The following is a 20,400-nucleotide window of genomic DNA, read 5'->3' as shown; positions in this document are numbered from 1 at the left end:
GCTCTCATCAATTTGTCATATGCATTTCTTACGCATCTTGTCATGAAATATAATCTGAGTTTATAAAAACTGTTAGACAATCATATCAACCATGTTTTAAACATTCTTTTTAAAGACAACAATTTTTGTTGTTGAAATAAGTAATACGTCACCATTTTGATTTAAGGCTTGCGTAACGTAACTTACAATACCACGATCTAATTTTGTTTTGGATGGTGTGATTGCTGAAATTTCAGCTTCAACATGAATTTTATCACCCGGTCGAGTAGGGCGTGGCCACCGTAAACTTGATTCCGAACCGATTAAGCCACCGTGAATCGGCATACATTCTGTCCATAATCGCATAGTAATTGCAGAAGTATGCCAACCACTAGCAGCGATCCCCTGAAAAATTGGATCGTGCTTAGCTTGTTCTTCATCTATATGGAAGGGTTGAGGGTCATACGAGCTTGCGAATTTTTTGATTTCATCTAAGGTAATTTCATATTCACGGCTAATGAAACGATCACCAATTTTCAAATCTTCTAAATAAAGCATTAATCTTGACCCTGTAATACTTTTTGCTCAATTAAGAAACCACCTGTTTGACGTTTCCATAATTGTGCGTATATACCATCTTGCGCAATTAACTCTTCATGAGTTCCTTGTTCAGCAATTCGACCTTCATCAAGAACGATTAAACGGTCCATTTGTGCAATAGTAGATAAACGGTGAGCAATTGCAATAACGGTTTTATCAACCATCAGGTCATTTAAACTTGCCTGGATCGCTGCTTCAACTTCCGAATCTAATGCACTTGTTGCTTCATCTAAAATAAGAATAGGAGCATCTTTTAAGAATACTCGTGCAATAGCAATACGCTGTCTTTGCCCACCAGAAAGTTTGACACCACGTTCACCTACCTGAGCGTTATAACCACTACGTCCTTTTAAATCAACTAATTGTGGAATAAATTCAGCAGCTTTGGCTTTATTTACAGCATTTTCCATGTCCGCATCAGACGCATCTGGGCGGCCATATTTAATATTTTCTGCAACTGAGCGATGCAATAAAGACGTATCTTGAGTAACTAAAGCAATATTAGCTCTTAGACTATCTTGAGTTACATCTTCGATGTTTTGGCCATCAATTAAAATAGCACCTTGCTTAAGATGGTAAAAATGTAAAAGTAACTGAATCAGCGTCGACTTTCCTGCGCCAGAACGTCCAACAATACCTATTTTTTCGCCTGCTTTAATATGTAAGTTGAAGTGATCAATTACATTTTTATTATTATAAGCAAAGCTTACATCCTTAAATACAATCTCGCCTTTGGTGACGTTCAGTGATTTTGCATCCGGTTTGTCTTGAATATTGATTTTTTTACCTAATGTTTGCATACCATCTTGAATGGTTCCAACATTTTCAAATAAGGCTGACATATGCCACATCATGAATTCAGCCATACTATTAAGTTTTAAAATCATTGCCGTCGTTGCTGCGATTACACCTAAGGCCGCTAAACCTTGAGTCCATAACCAAACAGAGGTACCAATTACACCTACAAACAAAACAGCAGACAACATATTAATGCTGACTTCAAAGAGGGTGCCTAAACGCATTTGAGCATAGACTGTAGTCATAAACTCTTTCATTGATGCTTTTGCGTATTGGCTTTCACGACCAGCGTGAGCAAATAATTTTACAGTTTGAATGTTAGTGTACGCATCTGTTACGCGGCCAGTCATGATCGCTCTAGCATCGGCTTGTTGCTGAGAAACTTTACTTAAGCGGGGGATAAAGAACCATGCGCTTAATAAAAATAGACTTAACCAAACTAAAAGAGGAATAAGCAGGATTGGCGAAATTGCCCCAAGAACAATACTGACCGTAATAAAGTAAATGCTGACGTAGGCCAACATGTCACCCAAAATAATCCAGAACTCACGGATTGCTAATGCTGTTTGCATAACTTTGGCAGAAAGTCGTCCTGCAAAGTCGTTATGGAAAAAGTCTAAGCTTTGCTTCAATAAAAGATTATGGAAGCGCCAGCGCAAACGCATTGGGAAGGTACTATATAAAATCTGATGTTTGATAATAGATTGTATATTTACAAAAAAGATATTAGTAAATAAAACACCAATCAAAATTAGTAAATCATTAGCATGCTGACTTAAAAAGCTTTCAGGATGACTTTTACTTAACCAATCTACGAGTTGTCCAATCTTTGAAAAAAGTAAGGCTTCAAAGCTTGCAGCACCTGCTGTAAAAAGAATAAGTAAAAATAAATAAGGGCGTACGCCTTCTGTAGCTTGCCAAACAAATGGGAAAAAACGAGTCGGTAAAGGTTCATCCAAACCTTTAGTTGGGTAGGGATCTACAAGTTTTTCAAACCACTTCAGCATGAATTACTACCTTTGAGACAAAAGCCACTTAATTAAATCTTGCAATTTAATTTGTAAAAAGTCAGTTAGATCAATATCACTTAGGGTTTCGATCTTGTGAGTATGTGCAAATACACATGAACTGATTATGTTGTACGTCTTTAATTAATAGATGACGCAAAAATTGGAGACCTGAAGAAATCTTCAGAACGTCGCGAGGACTAAAATATTATTCATTATATCGAGATTAATAGATAAAGGGTGAACGAATTTATTCTTTAAGTATTTTTTCTTCGTATTTTGAACATTTATTAAATTATTACAGCTATACATATTAGAAAGGCCTTTAGATTTGTATCATAAAGGCCAAATTATGGTATTACCACATTAAGTCATCTGGAATAACATATGCTGCATATGGATCTTCTTCATCGGTGGCCTGTTCATTTTTCTCAGCATTATTAATTAAAATGAAACCTTGCATTTTTTGATCAATTTTTTCAGCTAACGCTTTTGGAAGATAGGCGTACTGATCTTGATCTTTAGCAATGACTAAACTGCCAGCAACAAGTGCGTTATAAACTTGCTGAGATAAATAAACTTTTTTGATTTTATTTTCATCAATAAACTGATAAGCCACATCACCAGCAAAATCAGTAATTTTATGTTGTTTAATCATCTGAATGATTGATGCTTTAAGTGCTTTTTCTTCAAGCTGTTTCTGTTTTTCTAAATTTAAAGCCTGATCTTTAGCTAATTTTTCTTGTTGAGCTTTTTCAATATTCGCTTTGATTTCAGCCTCATCACTGAGTCCAAGACGTTGTTCGTGATGAGCTTGTTTAGTTAATTTTTTTGCTTTTTTATTATCAACTAAACCAGCTTTGAGTAGCTGTGCTTGTAAGGCATTTTTAACCATGTCTTAATCCTTATGTGAAGTTGAAGTGCTATAAAGATAAACTACCCAGTAAGAGATACTTAAGGCTAAGCTTAAAATTGCCGGCAATAAAAATGATTGTAGTTTCAAATATGGATGTACTACAGCGGAAAGAATTCCACCCAATAGAAAGCCAGCAAAAATAAGTAAATGTAAAACAATACGACGTTTTTCTACAATTAAGCCTCTGGCTTTATATCCAAGCGCTAAACCAATATCTGTCAATACACCAGATAGATGGGTAGTGCGGATGATCGTTCCTTTATAGTGGCTTACCATCGCATTTTGTAAACCCATTGCTGTACATGCCCATAATAATCCATAGCGTGGAAAATAAGGAAGTAATAGCCAGCAAAGAAAAATAAAGAAGGCTACCAGGCTCAAAGGTAAACCGTAACGACGATCTAGTCGAAAATGACTGCTGCCTAAAATAAAACCACTATAAAATGAACCGCAAACATAACAAATAATCACCAGAAGCAAAAAAATAATATGTTCTGGTTGCCACTCTACCAAACTCATCGCTAGCATACTAACGTTGCCAGTCATATGTGAGATCGATTGATGTAAAAGGGTAATTAACCCTAATACATTAATCATTCCAGCATTAAATGCCAGTAAAAAGGCTCCAAGTTGGAACCAGTTTGGTAGGCGCTGAAGTGGCATTTCGTTTATGAAGCTTGCTTAGAGCGGATATCTACAGCTGCGGTAAATAAAACATCTGTAGAAGAGTTAAGGGCTGTTTCTGTAGAGTCTTGCAATACACTGATAATCATACCAACAGCTACAACTTGCATAGCAATTTCTGTTGAAATACCAAATAGACTACAAGCTACTGGAATCAGAAGTAGAGAACCACCTGCAACACCAGAAGCACCACAAGCTGAAACAGTAGCAACAACTGATAAAATAACCATTGTCGCAAAATCAACATGAATGCCAAGCGTATGTACAGTAGCTAATGTAAGTACAGTAATCGTGACTGCTGCACCTGCCATATTTACTGTTGCACCTAAAGGAATAGATACACTAGCTGTAGATGGGTTAACACCTAAACGCTCTGCCAAATCTAAGTTAACTGGAATGTTTGCTGCTGAGCTTCGAGTAAAGAAAGCTGTAATACCACTTTCTTTTAGACACTTAAATACGAGAGGGTATGGATTTCCACGTATAGTAAGGGCAACAAGAATAGGGTTAATAACTAAAGCAACAAAGAACATGGTACCTAACAATACCACTAATAATTGTGCATAGCTTTCAAGTGTTGCAAGACCAGCATCGGCAAAAGTCACAGCAACTAATCCGAAAATACCGACTGGTGCAAAAGCAATTACTTTATGAATAATAGCGCTTACAGCATGTGATACATCCTGCATCACTTGTTTTGTGGTATCTGAGCTATGGCGCATAGCTAAACCTAGGCCAATTGCCCAAGCTAAAATACCAATAAAGTTAGCTTCACTAATTGCTTGAACAGGGTTCGCAATAAAGCTTAAGAGCAAGTTTTTTAATATATCTGCGAGACTACCAGGCGCTTGTAAATCATTATGTGAAACTGTATTGAGGAATAATGTGCTTGGAAAAGAAAGACTGACAATCACAGCTGTGAAAGCTGCAAGCAACATACCTGCCACATATAGAATCATAATTGGGCGTAAATTGGCGCTATGACCTACTTGGAAGTTGGCAATAGAAGAAAGCACCAATACAAAAACTAAAATAGGGGCAACCGACTTTAAGGCTTTAATGAAAAGCTCACCAAATAAACTTAAGTAAGGCGTAACGTTCGGAAATAGTAATGCAACGCCTATCCCTAGAATAATGGCGATAATAATCTTAGTGACTAAGCTTAATCGAGAAAAGAATGCAAGCATATAAAGGCCTTATTAACCTAATCATGGCTAAAGGTTGAACAAGCGGAGTATTTTATACTTAAGTGATGTGAATCTTAAGCTTTTTTATAGCACCTATAAGTATTTATAATTAATGGTAATATTAAATATTTGTTTTTATTGGCCTTAATTTGATAATTTTAATTTTGTAGTTCGTGGTTTTGCTTGTTAATTGCTCATTAAAAAAACTAGGTATATCAAAAAGCTGTGAAAGCATGGAATAGGCTAAAGAAAATAGAGTGGCAAAAAGTTAAATATGGTTGAGCTTTTTAGAAAAGCTACGCGAATTTTCAAAACTTTGTGCTTGGATTGGACTCTAAGCTTTCAAGCTGAAAAATCGCATATTTCAGGAAGTTACTACTATTATTATAAATTTATAATTTAAAAAATATTATTTACTTGCACAGTACAGTTGATGAAGCGTATTTAAAATTGAATGCATATTGTCATCCTTAATTGAATAAAAAATTTGCTTACCATCACGACGGGTTGATACAACATCACTTTTGCGTAGCATCATAAGTTGTTGTGAAAGAGTGGGCTGGGTAATTTGGGTCTTCTCTTCAATCTGAGAAACATTTAACTCCTCATAAGCTAAGTGACATAAAATTAATAAACGATCTGTATTAGCCAAAGATTTAAGAATTCCAACGACTGAATCAGCCGCATTTTTCATTTCTTCAATTTGGAGTCCATCTTTCATACTTTATACCTATATCAATATAGCGGGCATAGTATAGATTGATCTTACGAAAATGAATGTAGCAAAACTAATCAATCCAATTGTTTTTGTTGAAAAGCAATATAAGAGGAATTGATAAATAAGTAGTCTTTCTAATTAAAAACAACTATTTGTAGTTATTTTGTGTCTAAAGTGTTGCTTTGTGTTATAAGTGTAATTGTTAAGTATAAGTGAACCGAAGTCAACCTAAAATAATTCAAATTCAGTTCCAATAAATAGTTAAATCTAATTTATCTTTAAGCAAATCATAAAAAATGTTTGAGTTTTTATTTTTTAAATATATAATCTGTTTTGTACAGACAGGTCTGTATATTTTGGTTTAGTAAGGTCGAAAAAAACGTCTAAATTTGAACCAAAATGACTTTCAGACGCAGCGTGATACACAAGAAGAATCATTAAATATAAGAAGAAGAATATCACGCTTTATTTTTATGCAGCTCTTTCAAAGTCGATTAACTTTTCTACTCGAGTCCAGTAATCATTAATCTTTATTGATCCATGTTCAACTTGAGCTTGTATGGTCATGCCTTCCAAAATATTAACTAATAACAAGGATAGGGGAACTGGTTCTTTTACATCATACTGATTAAGCAAATTTTGCATGAGTTGAGTTAACCAGGCTTTATATAATGTTGCTGGTTGATGTGTTGAAGGGTATTGTTTTAAAACCTCTTCCAAAGCCTTTTGAAACATACAGCCATTAAAATCTTCGCTATTAAACCAGTCGGAATACCATAAAAAAACTGCTTTAATTCTTGCAAGAGGGTCTAACTCATCATGTTTTGATAAGGCTGCGGTAAGAGAGTTTTGTAAAAGCGTATTACGTAGAAGTAGACACTCTTCAATTAATTTTTCTTTTGACGGGAAATGCTTATAAAAAGTCATTTTTGCAACGCCAGATTCATTAATGATGCGATCTACACCTATAGAATTATAGCTATACGAGTTAAAAAGTCTTAATGCGGTGTTAATAATGTCATCTTTTTTCGACATATTTTAGCCTCTCACAAATGAATTGCTATTAGCTTGAATGGTGATCTTTATCAATGAGAATCTAGATGACTTAATTTTACAAGGTATTGTTTGTTATTGATAGAAAAAAGATATTATTTTTTTAAACGCTGAAGTTTTACTTTTTAAGGAAAGAGGAAATAATTTCTAGAATATATTTTTAAATAATTTAGCTTTTAAATTTTCTAAATTATATTTCAAACTTCTTGAAGTTAATTATTTTTACCATAAGTTTATTTAGAATCTTAAAGCAATATTGACTAATAATCTATTTAGAAAAATGGACTTTTCATTTCCATAAAAAGTCCATTTTTCGGTAAAGCTTCCTATTCTGAAGGAGGTAAAAGCATCAAAATAGATTCATTGAGTAAGTAAGCAACATTCTCAAGGATTTCAAGTTCATTAAATTCGCTATCGAAAGCTAGACTTTCCCCATTAGCGATAGCTCTTAATTTTGGTGCGAAAGTTTCAGCTATACATAAAGCTTCGCCGTTTCCCCAGAAGCTTAGAACTCCATTATTTTCTGTGTAGAGTAAGCGAGAGGCTGGCTCTAATAGAACTTCATAACCCTCGTGTAAAATCTCCTTAAGATCATCAGCTTCAATCTCATCAGGTTCTGGAATATTATCAGGATATTTAGGTTCACTCATGTACGATATGATTGCTGCATCAAGTGCCGAAGAATCTTGTAACTGAGCTAAAACTAAATCTTTGAGGTAGCTCAGTTCAGTTGCATTCATTTCGCCAATTTGGCTTATTTGTTTGCGTGCGATATCTATAACAGGGTTTTGCAATAAAGTATTAGCTGAAAATTGATCACTAATACGTTCCATCATTCCTGCAACGTTTGGCATGCGAAAGCCAAATGAGAACGTTAAACAATCATCTTCAGCAACCCCGTAATGTGCCATTCCAGGTGGAACATAGAGTAAATCACCTGGTGCTAAAACTTCATCAAATTGCACATCTATTTCTGGCAAAAGTTTTAATGGTTGATTGGGTACAAATGCAGTATTTACATCGCACATTTGTCCTAGCTGCCAGCGACGGTGTCCATGACCTTGAACTAAAAACACATCATAGAAATCGAAATGTTTCCCAACTGAACCACCCTTAGGTGCATAAGACACCATAATATCGTCGCGGCGCCATTGAGGAATAAAAGGAAATTTTTTCCACAGTTCAGAAAGATCAAAAGAGTAGTGATCTACTGCTTGTACTAAAAGAGTCCATAATTTTGGTAGCTTTTGAAAGTCACCTTTGGTTAAGGGTGAAGACTTTACATGCCATTCATTTGGATTTCTATCTTTTTGGCGAATGAGTCGGGCACTTGCATGTTCTTCTAAAGCAAGTTCTTGCACATCTTGGGGTTCTAAAAGACCTACAATCTCTGGCAATCCGTTACGTACCAACAAAGGTTTTTTCTGCCAATATTCTGCTAAGAATTGTTCGGCAGTAATACCGCCTAAAACTGTTAAAGGTTCTGTCATGGAAATAACCTATTTGTAAAACATTTAAAATTAAGGAATTTGTAGCTCAAGCTGCCTTAAAATATGGCAAAGTTGAATCATAGGAAGACCCATAAGTGTTGTTTGGTCTTGGCCTATCATTTTTTCAAACAAGCTGATCCCTAAACTTTCACACTTAAAGCTACCAGCGCAATGTAGTGGCTGATCTAATAAAACGTATCGTTCAATTTCAGCTTGATTCAGGTTTCGAAATTTAACTTGATAATGTTCAACGAGTGTTTGTTCAAAGTTTCTATCGAGCCATTGCACGCTAAGAGCTGTACTAAAAAAAACAGTTCGACCAGAATTATCTGCTAGTTGTGATTTAGCATTTTCAATAGTCATCGGTTTGCCAATAAAGTCATGCGGGGCATGTTCTCGCCACGCGACTTGATCTGAACCAATAACGATTGCTGATGGATTCTGTTTAGCAATCACTTGGGCTTTTGTGAAGGCGAGTCTTTTCGCAAGTTCATCGGCATGGGTTTCATTGCGAGGGCTCTCATCAATATCAGGACTAACACAGATATAATTAATCCCTAAGCGATCCATTAAGGCTTTACGCGTTTGACTGCTTGATGCCAAAATAATTTGTGGCTGAACCATTACACTGCAAATTCCATTAGTACTTCTAAAGGTACATAGCTTAATACAGCTTGGTGACATGCATGTATTTTAATAGGAGGGGCTTCGCCAGCTTGATAAGCCTCTACCCAACGCGTTACGCAGATACACCAGAAATCACCCGGTTTTAGACCCGGGAAACCTACTTCTGGTAAAGGCGTGATGAGATCATTGCCAATTTTTTGAGAAAAATTTAAGAAATCAGAAGTCATTTGTGCACAGACAGTGTGCTGACCAAGGTCTGTTACTGCTGTGTGGCAGAAACCATTTCTAAAATAGCCTGTAATAGGGTCAAAGCAACAACTTGCTAAAGGTTCCCCTAAAACATTTAAGCGATTGATTTGTGGATCTGGATGAATAGACATAATGGGTGAAATATCAAATAACTACCTCTATCATAATCAAAACTGGGGCTTTCTACAGCTTTTATGCAAAAAAACTAACCTTTTTTGATGTAATCATTTAAAATTGGCGCGTTTTTAAAATCATAAAGAGAGCTTTACATGAATTTTCAGCGTATGACTGACCTTAACTTAACAGGCAAACGTGTCCTTATTCGTGAAGATTTAAACGTTCCTGTCAAAAATGGTGTGATTACTAGCGATGCTCGCTTACGTGCAGCATTACCAACTATTAAAGCTGCTTTAGATAAAGGCGCAGCAGTGATGGTATGTTCACATCTAGGTCGTCCTGTTGAAGGTGAACCAAAGCCAGAACAATCACTTGCACCAGTCGCTGCTTATTTAACAGAAGTATTGGGTCAAGAAGTTAAATTATTAACAGATTATCTAGAAGGCGTTGAAGTTGAAGCTGGTCAAGTTGTATTGCTTGAAAATGTACGCTTTAACCATGGTGAAAAGAAAAATAATCCAGAGCTAGCTCAAAAATATGCTGCATTATGTGACGTATTTGTTATGGATGCATTTGGTACTGCTCATCGTGCAGAAGCATCTACTGAAGGTGTAGCTCGTTTTGCGCCAGTTGCTGCTGCTGGTCCTTTGTTGGCTGCTGAGTTGGATGCTCTAGGCCGTGCAATGCAAACTCCAGAAAAACCAATGGTTGCAATTGTTGCTGGTTCTAAAGTTTCAACTAAACTCGATGTTTTAAACTCACTTTCTAGTATCTGTGATCAACTGATCGTTGGTGGTGGTATTGCAAATACATTCTTAGCAGCTGCTGGTTTCAATGTTGGTAAATCATTATATGAAGCTGACTTGGTTGAAACTGCTAAACAAATTGCCGCTAAAGTAAGTGTTCCACTTCCTACAGATGTTGTGGTTGCTGATGCATCGCAAATTAATTTTGAAGATTTCTTAGGTTCTTTAGCAGCAGCTCAAGCTGTTGTGAAGAAAGTAGAAGATGTGACTGCAAATGACATGATTTTAGATGTTGGTCCTGAAACTGCTAAAGCATTTGCTAATATTTTAACAACATCAAAAACGATTCTTTGGAATGGCCCAGTGGGTGTATTTGAAGTAGATCAATTTGGTGAAGGTACTAAAGCGCTTTCTCTTGCTGTTGCTCAATCTGAAGGGTTCTCTATTGCTGGTGGCGGAGATACATTAGCTGCAATTGATAAATATAATGTAGCTGATCAAATTGGTTATATTTCTACAGGTGGTGGTGCGTTCCTTGAGTTTGTTGAAGGAAAGACATTGCCTGCAGTGGCTGTTTTACTTGAACGTGCTTAATATTGTTGTATAGAAATAAGAAGGGATTGGGTAGCCACTCCCTTTTTCATTGATAAGTCATTAAACTGTCATATATCTGCAATAAAATGTTGAGCATTAAATCACCAACTGTGGACAATAGTGATGAATTTAAAGCTTACATTTGCTGCTGTGTTAATTGTACCGATGATGTTGACTGCTTGTGCGAAGAAAGATGACGCATCTCAAGCTGGACAAGAATCGGCAGCTTCTACTGCTGTTTCTGAAAAAGTAACGCCTGAGCAACAAGCAGCAATTGATGCGATTGATAAGCCAGTTCTAGATGAAAAAAATACAGATGTGGTTGAAGGTAGTGCACCAAGTGAGGCTGCTGCTTCAGAAACACATTAATTTGTTGTTTTTTGTTAAAAAATCCCTGCAAATGCGGGGATTTTTTTTGAAATACTGTGATTTGTTGCTGAATTGAAATAAATGACAGGGTAGAATAAGCCGCACTACCTGGGAGGATATTATGGCACTCATTTCAATGCGCCAGCTCTTGGATCACGCTGCTGAACATAACTACGGCGTACCAGCATTTAACGTAAATAACTTAGAACAAATGCGTGCAATTATGCTTGCCGCGGATGCAACCAATTCACCTGTAATTGTTCAAGCATCAGCTGGAGCTCGCAAATATGCAGGCGCTCCATTCTTACGCCATCTTATTTTGGCTGCAATTGAAGAATGGCCACATATTCCAGTGGTAATGCATCAAGACCATGGAACAAGCCCTGATATCTGTCAGCGTTCAATTCAGCTTGGCTTTAGCTCAGTGATGATGGACGGTTCATTAGGTACAGATGGTAAAACACCTACATCGTACGAATACAACGTTGATGTAACTCGTAATGTTGTTGCTTTAGCACATGCATGTGGTGTTTCTGTCGAAGGTGAAATTGGCTGTTTAGGTAGCCTTGAAACTGGTATGGCTGGTGAAGAAGACGGTGTTGGTGCAGAAGGTGTACTTGATCACTCACAACTTCTTACTTCTGTTGAAGAAGCGACTCAGTTTGTTGCCGATACTAATGTAGATGCATTAGCGATTGCTGTAGGTACTTCACATGGTGCTTACAAATTCACTCGTCCACCTACAGGCGATATCTTGGCGATTGACCGTATTAAAGAAATTCATGCGGCATTACCAAATACTCATCTTGTTATGCATGGTTCAAGTTCTGTACCGCAAGAATGGTTGAAAGTAATCAATGAGTTCGGTGGCGATATTAAAGAGACTTATGGTGTACCTGTTGAACAGCTTGTAGAAGCAATTAAACATGGTGTTCGTAAGATCAATATCGATACAGACTTACGTTTAGCGTCTACTGGTGCAATTCGTCAGTTTATGGCTGAAAACCCTGCTGAGTTCGATCCACGTAAATACTTTGCTAAAACTGTAGATTCAATGAAGCAAATTTGTATTGATCGCTATGAAGCATTTGGTACAGCTGGAAATGCTGACAAGATTCGTCCAATTTCTTTAGAGAAAATGGTTGATCGTTATAAATAATTCCCGTTAGGGTCTAATTTATAGAAACCGGTTATTTATATAACCGGTTTTTTTATTAGGTAAATTCCATTCATAAAAAAACCTGTGATAGACACAGGTTTTAATGACAATAGAAGAACTTACTTTTGTAAGTTCTTTTTGTCTAGACTTGGATCTTTGATTTCTACATATGCATTTGCACGTACTTCACGTAACCAACTATCAATTTCGGTATTAAATTGACGTTCACCTAAAATCTGACGTGCCATACGCTCTTGATATTCATGAGTCATATCTTTTTCGCGTTTGTCTGTCACTTGTAAGATATGCCAACCAAATTGAGTTTGGAATGGTTCACTAATCTGACCTACAGGAATCTCCTGCATTTTTTTATCAAATTCAGGCACCATCATTCCAGGTGTTACCCAGCCTAAACTTCCGCCATCACGAGCGGAACCTGTATCATTTGAATAGGTTGCTGCTAATGTTGCAAAATCCTCACCAGCTTTTAAACGTTTGTAGATGTTATCAATAATTTGCTTGGCATTCTCAAGAGTCACCACTTCAGATGGTTGAATGAGAATGTGGCGGGTTTGAAATTGAGGTACTAAAGCTTTTTGCTCATTTTGTTTACGTTCAATAAGCTTTAAAACATGTACACCATCACGTACCGATACTAAGTCAGTTGTTTGACCATCTTGTAAAGGAGTAATGCGAGCAGCGAGTTCGGCAGGAATATCAGACAGTGGGCGAAAACCCATGTCAGCACCTTCAACTTTTACATTTGCAGTTGAAAGTTTTTTCAATGCATTTATATCGTTACTTTGCGCAAGCTTTGAACGCACTTCTTGAGCTACAGATTGAACTTCCTGTGCATTGTCACCAGAAATGCGCATATGAATTACATGTGCTTGATTACCTAGCGCAGCTTGTCCCTGAGGTGACTTTAAGAAGTTTTCTACATCTTGATCACTGATTTTAATACGAGACATGACTTGTTGTTGACGTAAACGGCTAATCGCTAGATCTTCAGCGATTCGACTACGTAAACTTTCATAAGTGCCTGGAGCCATAGCGTCTAGTTTTTGCTGGAAAGCTTCTAAACTTTTAGACCCAGATTGACTAGCTACTTTGAGTACAGCTTCATTTAAGCTCTTTTCATCAGGTTTGATGCCATATTTTTTAACTTGCTCAAGCTGTGCTTGACGCAAGATTAATTGATCCAATACCTGAAACTGTAAATATTGCTGAGGTGGCACTTCTTTTTTTTGTGCTTGCAGTTCATGAGCTGCTTCAGCCATACCTTGTTGAAGATCGCTTTTTAAAATTACGCTATTGTCCACAATTGCCACAACTTCATCAGCGGGTTGGGCAAAACTATGCATTGATGAAGAGATTAGGGCAGCAAGTGTAGTTGCTTTAAAAAACTGTTTAAGATGCTTTGTCTTCATTAACGTTGTGTCCAAGATTGATTAATTTTGTTAAAACCTAAAACGCGATTTTCAAGTAAAGACGCGAGTTTATTGTTTAAACCACCTAAACCTTTTAGTGTAATTTCGGCCATGATCGCGCGCTTTTCACTAACATCTGAAGTTTTCGGATCGTCTAGATCGTTATAGTACGAGCGACCGTAGACAGAAATACCCCAGCAACATGACTCATAGTTAACTCCTAGTAAGAGTTCGCGGGCAACGTCATTGTCCATGTCATATTGTACGTGCCCCATAATACGCCAATTGTCTTTAATTGGTTGTATAAACGATGCAACAACTTGATCATAGGTATCTTGGCGACCAGGAATATCTTTACGATAGAAATAGCCTAAGTTGTATAGATTTCCTTTATCACCTGTATAGTAAACTTGGAAGTCACGTTGAGCATTGTCGCCATTCGACATCCATGCTGAGTTAGCAGCAATAGTGAAGTTTTGATTAAGTTGGCTAGATAGGCTTATAACAGGGCCAGTGTTACGCTCGGTGTCAAATTCATCTTGACCTTGTTTTAAAGTGACACGACGATCTTCGAAATAATAACTTTGACCAACACTTGCGCGTAAACGCTCTAAACCTACTGTATCGAAGAGGCTATAACTTACACCTAATGATAAAAAGTTGTTGTCTTCAAGGCGGTCATGACCATAGAAACGGTAAGGGTTAAATAATTGATCATAACTTACTGACGCAGTGGTTGAGTCAAAGTTAGGGTAGCCATCCTGATTTTTGTATGGTGCATAGGCGTAGAAAGCACGTGGTGTAAGTGTTTGTAAGTACTTACCATCACGCTCAAAATTCAGTCCGGTATCTAAAGTAAACTGAGGTACAACGACTGATTTATTTTCAGAACCGCCAGGGTTATTTAACTGAGTGTCTTTATCATAAAATGTTTGAATAGAACGTACAGAAACTTCTGGGATCACAAATGCTGCTGGTGTACGGTAGTTATAGCGCGTTGCAAACTGGTTATAGAAACGTGTACCACTACTTTCCTGAGCAGAGTCATCATTAATTGATTTCTTAAAGTATGCAGTATCGTTATTAAATTCGTATTGTAAGCCTAATGGATTACCTGTGACGTAATTCAACAAGAATTGCGGCAAACGTGCATATGGTTTGTCTGCATCCTTAACTTGAGGATCAAGTGTCTGGAAATCTTCGACTTTAAGCTGTGCTTTTAAACCCGGAATACCATGTTGATAGTTAAGTTCCCATGCTCTACGTAAGTTAAGATCGGTTTTAGAGTTAGGGCTACTATCTAAGTCAGAGAAATAATCTTTATCTGATGCATAGTTATATTCAAGGTTGGTAGACCACTGATCGTTAATTTCCCAATTATGTAAAAAATGGAAATCTTTACGATCTTTATCGTCATAACCTTTGTCAGATGGCAAGATGCCACCCCACATTTCACCAGCGCCAAAGCCATCGGTTAAATAACGGAAGTCACCTTTTAACATTGCACCACGATCTGCTAAATAACGTGGAGTAAGTGTCAGATCGTAGTTAGGTGCAAGGTTTAAATAGACCGGAACAGAAAGCTCAACACCGCCATCGTTTGAGAAACCAAACTGTGGATTGAGAATACCGGTAGTACGGCGGTCGTCAATTGGGAAGTTAAAGTAGGGAACAGCTAGAACAGGAACGTCCTTAACATATAGTTTTGTTCCACGAGTTACGCCGCGTCCAGTTTCCTGATTTAACTCAATTTTATTGGCTTGGATTTTCCAACCAGGTTTTTGGCCTGGTGGGCAAGTCGTATAGGTGGCATCATTAAGAACCATAACATTTGGTGAGGTTCTTTCGATTTTTCCTGCGTGTCCATGGGCATGTTGCTGTTCAGAAATATAGAAACTATTGTCTAAATTCCCGGTTTGGGTTTTTAGGTTGTAATTAATTTCATCACTCTGTGAAAGTAACCCGCCTTGAGCTAACTGTACTCGACCTTGTGCATGTGCAAAGGTTTGGGTTTTATCAATCGTTACTTTGTCAGCTCGAACTGTGCGTCCTTCCTGATCAATAACGACGTCACCTTCTAAAACAGAATCACCCGCTGGATTGTAATGTCCGTAGTTAGCCGTAACGACAGAAGTCGCTTTATCGGCATCTAAAGCTTTTGTCTCAGGGTTAATCGGTGTAACCCATGTACCTTGGCAAAATGCCGAGCTTAAATATTTATTGTCACGAAGCTGAGCTTCAGGTGCAGATTTATCAACATAGTATTGCTGAAAAAATTCTTGGCCTGGGTAAGCTTCCTTGATGCTCGCTTTAAGTTGATTATTGTCTATATTGGAGACAACATCAGTTGACTCAGCATAACTTGATTGTATGGAGCCACATAAGAGCGTAAAAATAGCTGTCGCTAAAGGATTAAATTTAAACTGATGCTTCATTGTCTCATTAACCAAGTATGCTAATTCACAATTAATTATTGTCGCATCATAGAGAAAAAGTTTATAAGTGGCTACACTTAACCCTTCAAAAATCTCAGCTTGTTTTAGATTTTATTGCAAATGAATACACAACGTGAACAATTGATATATACATGGCTTACATCTGTTCTTGAAAATGATCAATTTAAGATCGCTTTTTTGGCAGGTGATGCAAGCTTCCGCCGTTATGCGCGTATCGAGTTACAAAATAAAACGTATATGCTCATGGATGCCCCTCCAGAAAAAGAAGACTGTGTTCCGTTTGTGACCATTGACGAGTTTTTTGCGAGCCATGGCGTACGTGTGCCTCAGATTATCGCAAAAGATCTGACTCAAGGTTTTCTGTTATTGGAAGACTTTGGTGATGTACTTTTATCGACATTATTAACTGATGAGACAGTTGATAAATACTACGAGCAAAGTTTTAAGCAGCTTATTCACTTGCAGTCTATTGGCGGGACCAATCAGTTCCCAGCTTATTCTTACGAAAAATTAATGTCGGAAATGCAGCTACTCACAGACTGGATGTTGCCATCGCTTTCTATTCAGCCGACTGCTGAACAGAAAAAAATGATTGATAATGCATTTGACTTCTTGGCTCGTACTGCATTAGCCCAACCGCAAGTTATTGTACATCGAGATTTTCATAGCCGTAATTTAATGAAAATTACCGATGAGCAAGAGTTAGGGGTAATCGACTTCCAAGATGCCGTTATTGGCGCTGATACATATGACCTAATTTCGATTACTCGTGATGCATATGTTCAATGGAACGCTGATCGTGTTTATCAATGGTTTAAAGTTTTTTATGACCTGTTGCCAGCGTCGACAAAACAAAACCGTAGTTTTGATCAATTTAAACGTGATGCAGATTTAATGGCGATCCAACGCCATATTAAAATTTTAGGCATTTTTGTTCGCTTGTTTGAACGTGATGGTAAGTCTGGTTATTTGAAGGATTTACCACGTGTCATGTGGTATTTACTCGAAGAAAGCCGTGGTTACGCTGAGCTTGAAGAGTTTATGGCATTTATAAATAACATCGTGATGCCTAAATTTATCGAGAAATATGGTAGCTATGAGGTAGCAGCATAATGAAAGCAATGATTCTTGCTGCTGGCTTGGGCAATCGTATGCGTCCACTTACGCTATATACACCAAAGCCTTTACTCGAGGTAGGCGGTAAGCCCCTAATTGTGTGGCATATTGAAAAACTTAAGAAAATTGGTGTGACTGAAATAGTCATCAATTCTGCATGGTTGGCAGATAAACTCATCAGTAGCTTAGGCGATGGTTCTCAATTCGGTGTTGATATCCGTTGGACACGAGAGGATGAAGGACTAGAAACAGCTGGTGGAATTATTAATGCTTTGCCACTGCTTGGAACAGATCCGTTTATTCTGGTGAATGGAGATGTATGGACCACAATGGATTTTGAAGCTCTCCGCCATATTAAGTTAAATGATGATTTAGCCCATCTTGTATTAGTTGATAACCCTAAACAGCATCCTGAAGGCGACTTTACATTATTGGATGGTCGCGCTTTTACATTTGATCAAGATGTGACGGGTGAGAACCTCACTTTTAGTGGTGTATCTGTTATCCATCCTAAGCTTTTTGATGGATTGGAAGCGGGTAAACGTCCTTTAGCCCCACTGTTGAAGCAAGCGATGCACAATCAAAAAATATCTGGTGAAAAGCTTAAAGGTGCATGGGTAGATGTGGGAACGCCTGAGCGTTTAATGGAGCTAGATTTGCAAATTCGTGAAGGCTTCTACGATTAAGTGTGTAATCCCTAATCGTTAACTAGTGTTCCACGATGCATAAATCGGTATACTTTGTTTTAAATTTTACTTAGATGTTATCTGTTTATGCATCCGTTTTTTCAAGAGTTACAACAGGGTAGTCAAAAATTAGGTTTATCGCTTAGCGATGAAGCTTTGACATTATTGTTGAAGTATCAAGATGCTTTGGTACTTTGGAACAAAGCTTATAATCTAACAGCGATTCGTGATCCGAAAGAAATGTTAGTGAAGCATTTGTTGGATAGTCTAAGTATTTTGAAAGATTTGCCAGCAGGTCGTTTGCTCGATGTGGGTACAGGTGGTGGTATGCCGGGCATGATCATTGCTTTATGTCAGCCGGAACGCTCATGTGTATTGCTTGATTCAAATGGTAAAAAAATTCGTTTTTTGAAACAGTTTATTGCTGATCTTAAGCTTAAAAACGTAATGGCCGTGCAAACACGCGTTGAAAATCAAGATACAATTGATGAGCTTGGTCAATTTGATGTGATTACAAGTCGCGCTTTTGCTTCTTTAACGGATTTTGTAGATGCAGCTCAGCCATATTTACATCAGAGCAGTATAATTGCAGCAATGAAAGGTGTTGTGCCAGTTGAGGAAATTGAGCAACTTAAGCAGGACTTTTCATGTAAAGTGATTGAGCTTAATGTACCAAGACTTGATGAACAACGTCATTTACTTTTACTTCAACGTATTTAAATAAAAAGTATTAGGGTTACCATGGCTCAAATTATTGCGATTGCAAACCAAAAGGGTGGTGTTGGTAAAACAACGACTGCAGTAAATCTTGCAGCGTCTCTAGCTGTATTAAAGAAACGTGTATTACTTGTGGATATGGATTCACAAGGTAATGCTACGATGGGGTCCGGTATTCAAAAGAACGATCTTTTGTATTCCATTACGGATGTTCTACTTGGCGAAGTACCAATTGAAACAGCTATTCAAAAAGCAGAAGTCGGATATAAAGTTTTAGGTTCTAATCGTGAACTTTCTGGTGTTGAACTCGCTATTGCAGAGCAAGAGGGTCGTGAATTCATTCTAAAAAATGCTTTGAATGAAATTAGAAACTCATTTGATTTTATCATTGTGGATTGTGCGCCAAGCTTGAGCTTGATTACTGTTAATGCTTTGGCAGCTGTAGATAGTGTAATCATTCCAATGCAATGCGAGTATTATGCGCTAGAGGGTTTGGCTGATTTAACGCAGACTATTGATCGTATTCAAAAAGCATTAAATCCTGATTTAGAAATTATTGGTGTATTACGTACAATGTACGATGCACGAAATGCTTTAACACGTGATGTATCTGCGGAGCTAGAGCAGTATTTCGGTAAAAAACTTTATGATACCGTTGTTCCACGTAATGTCCGCTTAGCAGAAGCACCAGCGCATGGTTTACCTGTGATCTATTTTGAGAAAAGTTCTAAAGGTGCAGTTGCATACTTAAATCTTGCAGCTGAGATGTTAAAGAAAAGTAAAGTGAAGAAAGGAAGTAAAGTATGAGCATCAAAAAACGCGGATTGGCTAAAGGACGTGGTTTAGATGCATTACTTGGTTCAATTCAAAAAGAAAAATTACAACTTGAAGCACAGGCGCTTGACCACGGACAGTTAAAGCAAATTGATGTAAATTTATTAAAACGTGGTGAATATCAACCACGTCGTTTTATTCATGAGCATGATTTACAAGAGTTAGCTTCTTCTATTGAAAAACATGGGGTAATGCAACCTATTGTAATTCGTCCAGTTGATGATGAAGCGCACCCATATGAAATCATTGCGGGTGAGCGTCGCTGGCGTGCAGCACAACTTGCGGGTTTAACTGAAATTCCTGCAATTGTTCGTGATTTAAATGATCAGGTTGCTATCGCTTTAGCGCTCATTGAGAATATTCAACGCCAAGATTTAAATCCGATTGATCAAGCAATAGCTTTACAGCGTTTTCATGATGAATTCGGTTTGAGCCATCAAGAAATTGCTGACACAGTAGGGAAAGCACGTACTACAGTAAGTAATTTACTTCGTTTGTTGAGTTTGGCGGAAGAAATTAAAGATTTCATGCAACAAGGTCAGCTTGATATGGGACATGCTCGAGCTATCTTGACGTTAAAGGGTAAAGATCAATTAGACATTGCTAAAATTGTAATTGAAAAAGGATTATCTGTTCGTCAAACAGAGCAATTGGTGCGTGATAGAAGTGAGCCTAAGCAGGAGAAGGAAAAAGCACCTGTAGCACCAGATATTGAACAATTGACACAAAAATTATCAGAGCGTTTTGGCGCTAATGTGAAAATTGATCATAATCAAAAAGGTAAGGGTAAGCTTGTTATTCATTACCATACCTTAGATGAGTTAGATGGCATTTTAAATATTTGTTTGCCTGATTAATTTACATTTGG

General features: G+C 37.4%; 20 protein-coding genes. 8 read left to right on the top strand and 12 right to left on the bottom strand.

The window, feature by feature from the left end; genetic code table 11:
- Positions 1-96 precede the first annotated feature (96 nt).
- The 10 genes from SOI76_RS10090 to SOI76_RS10045 form a co-directional block, all read right to left on the bottom strand.
- Complete coding sequence (locus SOI76_RS10090) at positions 97-537, bottom strand: MaoC family dehydratase (protein WP_002121358.1); 441 nt, start codon at positions 535-537, stop codon at positions 97-99.
- Positions 537-2,384 carry an ABC transporter ATP-binding protein gene (locus SOI76_RS10085; protein WP_104079528.1) on the bottom strand — a complete coding sequence of 616 codons (1,848 nt, stop codon included), beginning with the start codon at positions 2,382-2,384 and terminating at the stop codon, positions 537-539. The genes SOI76_RS10090 and SOI76_RS10085 overlap by 1 nt, the downstream gene beginning before the upstream one ends.
- Before the next feature lie 358 nt (positions 2,385-2,742).
- Positions 2,743-3,279, bottom strand: a complete 537-nt coding sequence (yaiL, locus tag SOI76_RS10080) for a DUF2058 domain-containing protein (RefSeq protein WP_016141220.1) — start codon at positions 3,277-3,279, stop codon at positions 2,743-2,745.
- A gap of 3 nt (positions 3,280-3,282) precedes the next feature.
- A complete protein-coding gene (locus SOI76_RS10075) occupies positions 3,283-3,963 on the bottom strand; it encodes a YoaK family protein (protein ID WP_104079529.1) in 681 nt (226 codons plus the stop codon).
- A gap of 5 nt (positions 3,964-3,968) precedes the next feature.
- On the bottom strand, positions 3,969-5,171 hold the full coding sequence (gene sstT, locus SOI76_RS10070) for a serine/threonine transporter SstT (RefSeq protein WP_017399485.1): 1,203 nt from the start codon (positions 5,169-5,171) through the stop codon (positions 3,969-3,971).
- Between the two features lie 409 nt (positions 5,172-5,580).
- The gene (arsR, locus tag SOI76_RS10065) at positions 5,581-5,892 is read right to left on the bottom strand and encodes an ArsR/SmtB family transcription factor (RefSeq protein WP_002121379.1); all 312 of its coding nucleotides are present in this window, start codon (positions 5,890-5,892) and stop codon (positions 5,581-5,583) included.
- A gap of 468 nt (positions 5,893-6,360) precedes the next feature.
- Entirely contained in the window at positions 6,361-6,924 is a 564-nt protein-coding gene (locus SOI76_RS10060; RefSeq protein ID WP_032053780.1) for a TetR/AcrR family transcriptional regulator, read from the bottom strand.
- A 344-nt stretch (positions 6,925-7,268) separates the two neighbouring features.
- Positions 7,269-8,432, bottom strand: a complete 1,164-nt coding sequence (locus SOI76_RS10055) for a cupin domain-containing protein (protein WP_032053781.1) — start codon at positions 8,430-8,432, stop codon at positions 7,269-7,271.
- Between the two features lie 30 nt (positions 8,433-8,462).
- The gene (maf, locus tag SOI76_RS10050; protein WP_057076122.1) at positions 8,463-9,056 is read right to left on the bottom strand and encodes a Maf family protein; all 594 of its coding nucleotides are present in this window, start codon (positions 9,054-9,056) and stop codon (positions 8,463-8,465) included.
- Positions 9,056-9,439 carry a DUF2237 family protein gene (locus tag SOI76_RS10045; protein WP_057076123.1) on the bottom strand — a complete coding sequence of 128 codons (384 nt, stop codon included), beginning with the start codon at positions 9,437-9,439 and terminating at the stop codon, positions 9,056-9,058. The genes maf and SOI76_RS10045 overlap by 1 nt, the downstream gene beginning before the upstream one ends.
- A gap of 138 nt (positions 9,440-9,577) precedes the next feature.
- On the opposite strand from SOI76_RS10045, the gene pgk reads away from it, so the two are divergent.
- The 3 genes from pgk to fba all read left to right on the top strand — a co-directional run bounded on the left by pgk (position 9,578) and on the right by fba (position 12,293).
- Positions 9,578-10,765: a phosphoglycerate kinase gene (gene pgk, locus SOI76_RS10040; RefSeq protein ID WP_032007254.1), complete on the top strand. Its 1,188-nt coding sequence runs from the start codon at positions 9,578-9,580 to the stop codon at positions 10,763-10,765.
- 123 nt (positions 10,766-10,888) lie between these two features.
- Positions 10,889-11,134 (top strand): hypothetical protein, encoded by a 246-nt coding sequence (locus SOI76_RS10035; RefSeq protein WP_104079530.1) that lies wholly within the window; start codon positions 10,889-10,891, stop codon positions 11,132-11,134.
- A 121-nt stretch (positions 11,135-11,255) separates the two neighbouring features.
- On the top strand, positions 11,256-12,293 hold the full coding sequence (gene fba / locus SOI76_RS10030) for a class II fructose-bisphosphate aldolase (RefSeq protein WP_002121428.1): 1,038 nt from the start codon (positions 11,256-11,258) through the stop codon (positions 12,291-12,293).
- 119 nt (positions 12,294-12,412) lie between these two features.
- Here the strand turns inward: fba and surA are convergent, their stop codons facing one another.
- Together surA and ostA are read right to left on the bottom strand one after the other, a co-directional pair.
- Entirely contained in the window at positions 12,413-13,723 is a 1,311-nt protein-coding gene (gene surA / locus SOI76_RS10025; RefSeq protein ID WP_104079531.1) for a peptidylprolyl isomerase, read from the bottom strand.
- Positions 13,723-16,158, bottom strand: coding sequence for an LPS-assembly protein LptD (gene ostA / locus SOI76_RS10020; RefSeq protein WP_104079532.1), 2,436 nt, complete (start codon positions 16,156-16,158; stop codon positions 13,723-13,725). Before ostA ends, surA begins: the two co-directional genes overlap by 1 nt.
- Positions 16,159-16,278: 120 nt before the next feature.
- Here ostA and SOI76_RS10015 point away from each other — a divergent pair, with 120 nt between their 5' ends.
- From SOI76_RS10015 to spoOJ, 5 genes are all read left to right on the top strand, one after another.
- On the top strand, positions 16,279-17,292 hold the full coding sequence (locus tag SOI76_RS10015; RefSeq protein ID WP_104079533.1) for an aminoglycoside phosphotransferase family protein: 1,014 nt from the start codon (positions 16,279-16,281) through the stop codon (positions 17,290-17,292).
- Positions 17,292-17,981, top strand: a complete 690-nt coding sequence (murU, locus tag SOI76_RS10010) for an N-acetylmuramate alpha-1-phosphate uridylyltransferase MurU (RefSeq protein ID WP_104079534.1) — start codon at positions 17,292-17,294, stop codon at positions 17,979-17,981. Before SOI76_RS10015 ends, murU begins: the two co-directional genes overlap by 1 nt.
- 87 nt (positions 17,982-18,068) lie before the next feature.
- On the top strand, positions 18,069-18,701 hold the full coding sequence (gene rsmG / locus SOI76_RS10005; RefSeq protein ID WP_104079535.1) for a 16S rRNA (guanine(527)-N(7))-methyltransferase RsmG: 633 nt from the start codon (positions 18,069-18,071) through the stop codon (positions 18,699-18,701).
- Between the two features lie 21 nt (positions 18,702-18,722).
- Entirely contained in the window at positions 18,723-19,505 is a 783-nt protein-coding gene (gene soj / locus SOI76_RS10000) for a ParA family protein (RefSeq protein ID WP_002121458.1), read from the top strand.
- Positions 19,502-20,389: a ParB/RepB/Spo0J family partition protein gene (gene spoOJ, locus SOI76_RS09995; protein ID WP_104079536.1), complete on the top strand. Its 888-nt coding sequence runs from the start codon at positions 19,502-19,504 to the stop codon at positions 20,387-20,389. Before soj ends, spoOJ begins: the two co-directional genes overlap by 4 nt.
- Positions 20,390-20,400: the final 11 nt, after the last annotated feature.

The organism is Acinetobacter pittii (assembly GCF_034064985.1).
Classification (GTDB): domain Bacteria; phylum Pseudomonadota; class Gammaproteobacteria; order Pseudomonadales; family Moraxellaceae; genus Acinetobacter; species Acinetobacter pittii_H.
Note: the sequence above shows the minus strand (reverse complement) of the source record. Positions and strands in the feature narration are given on the sequence as shown.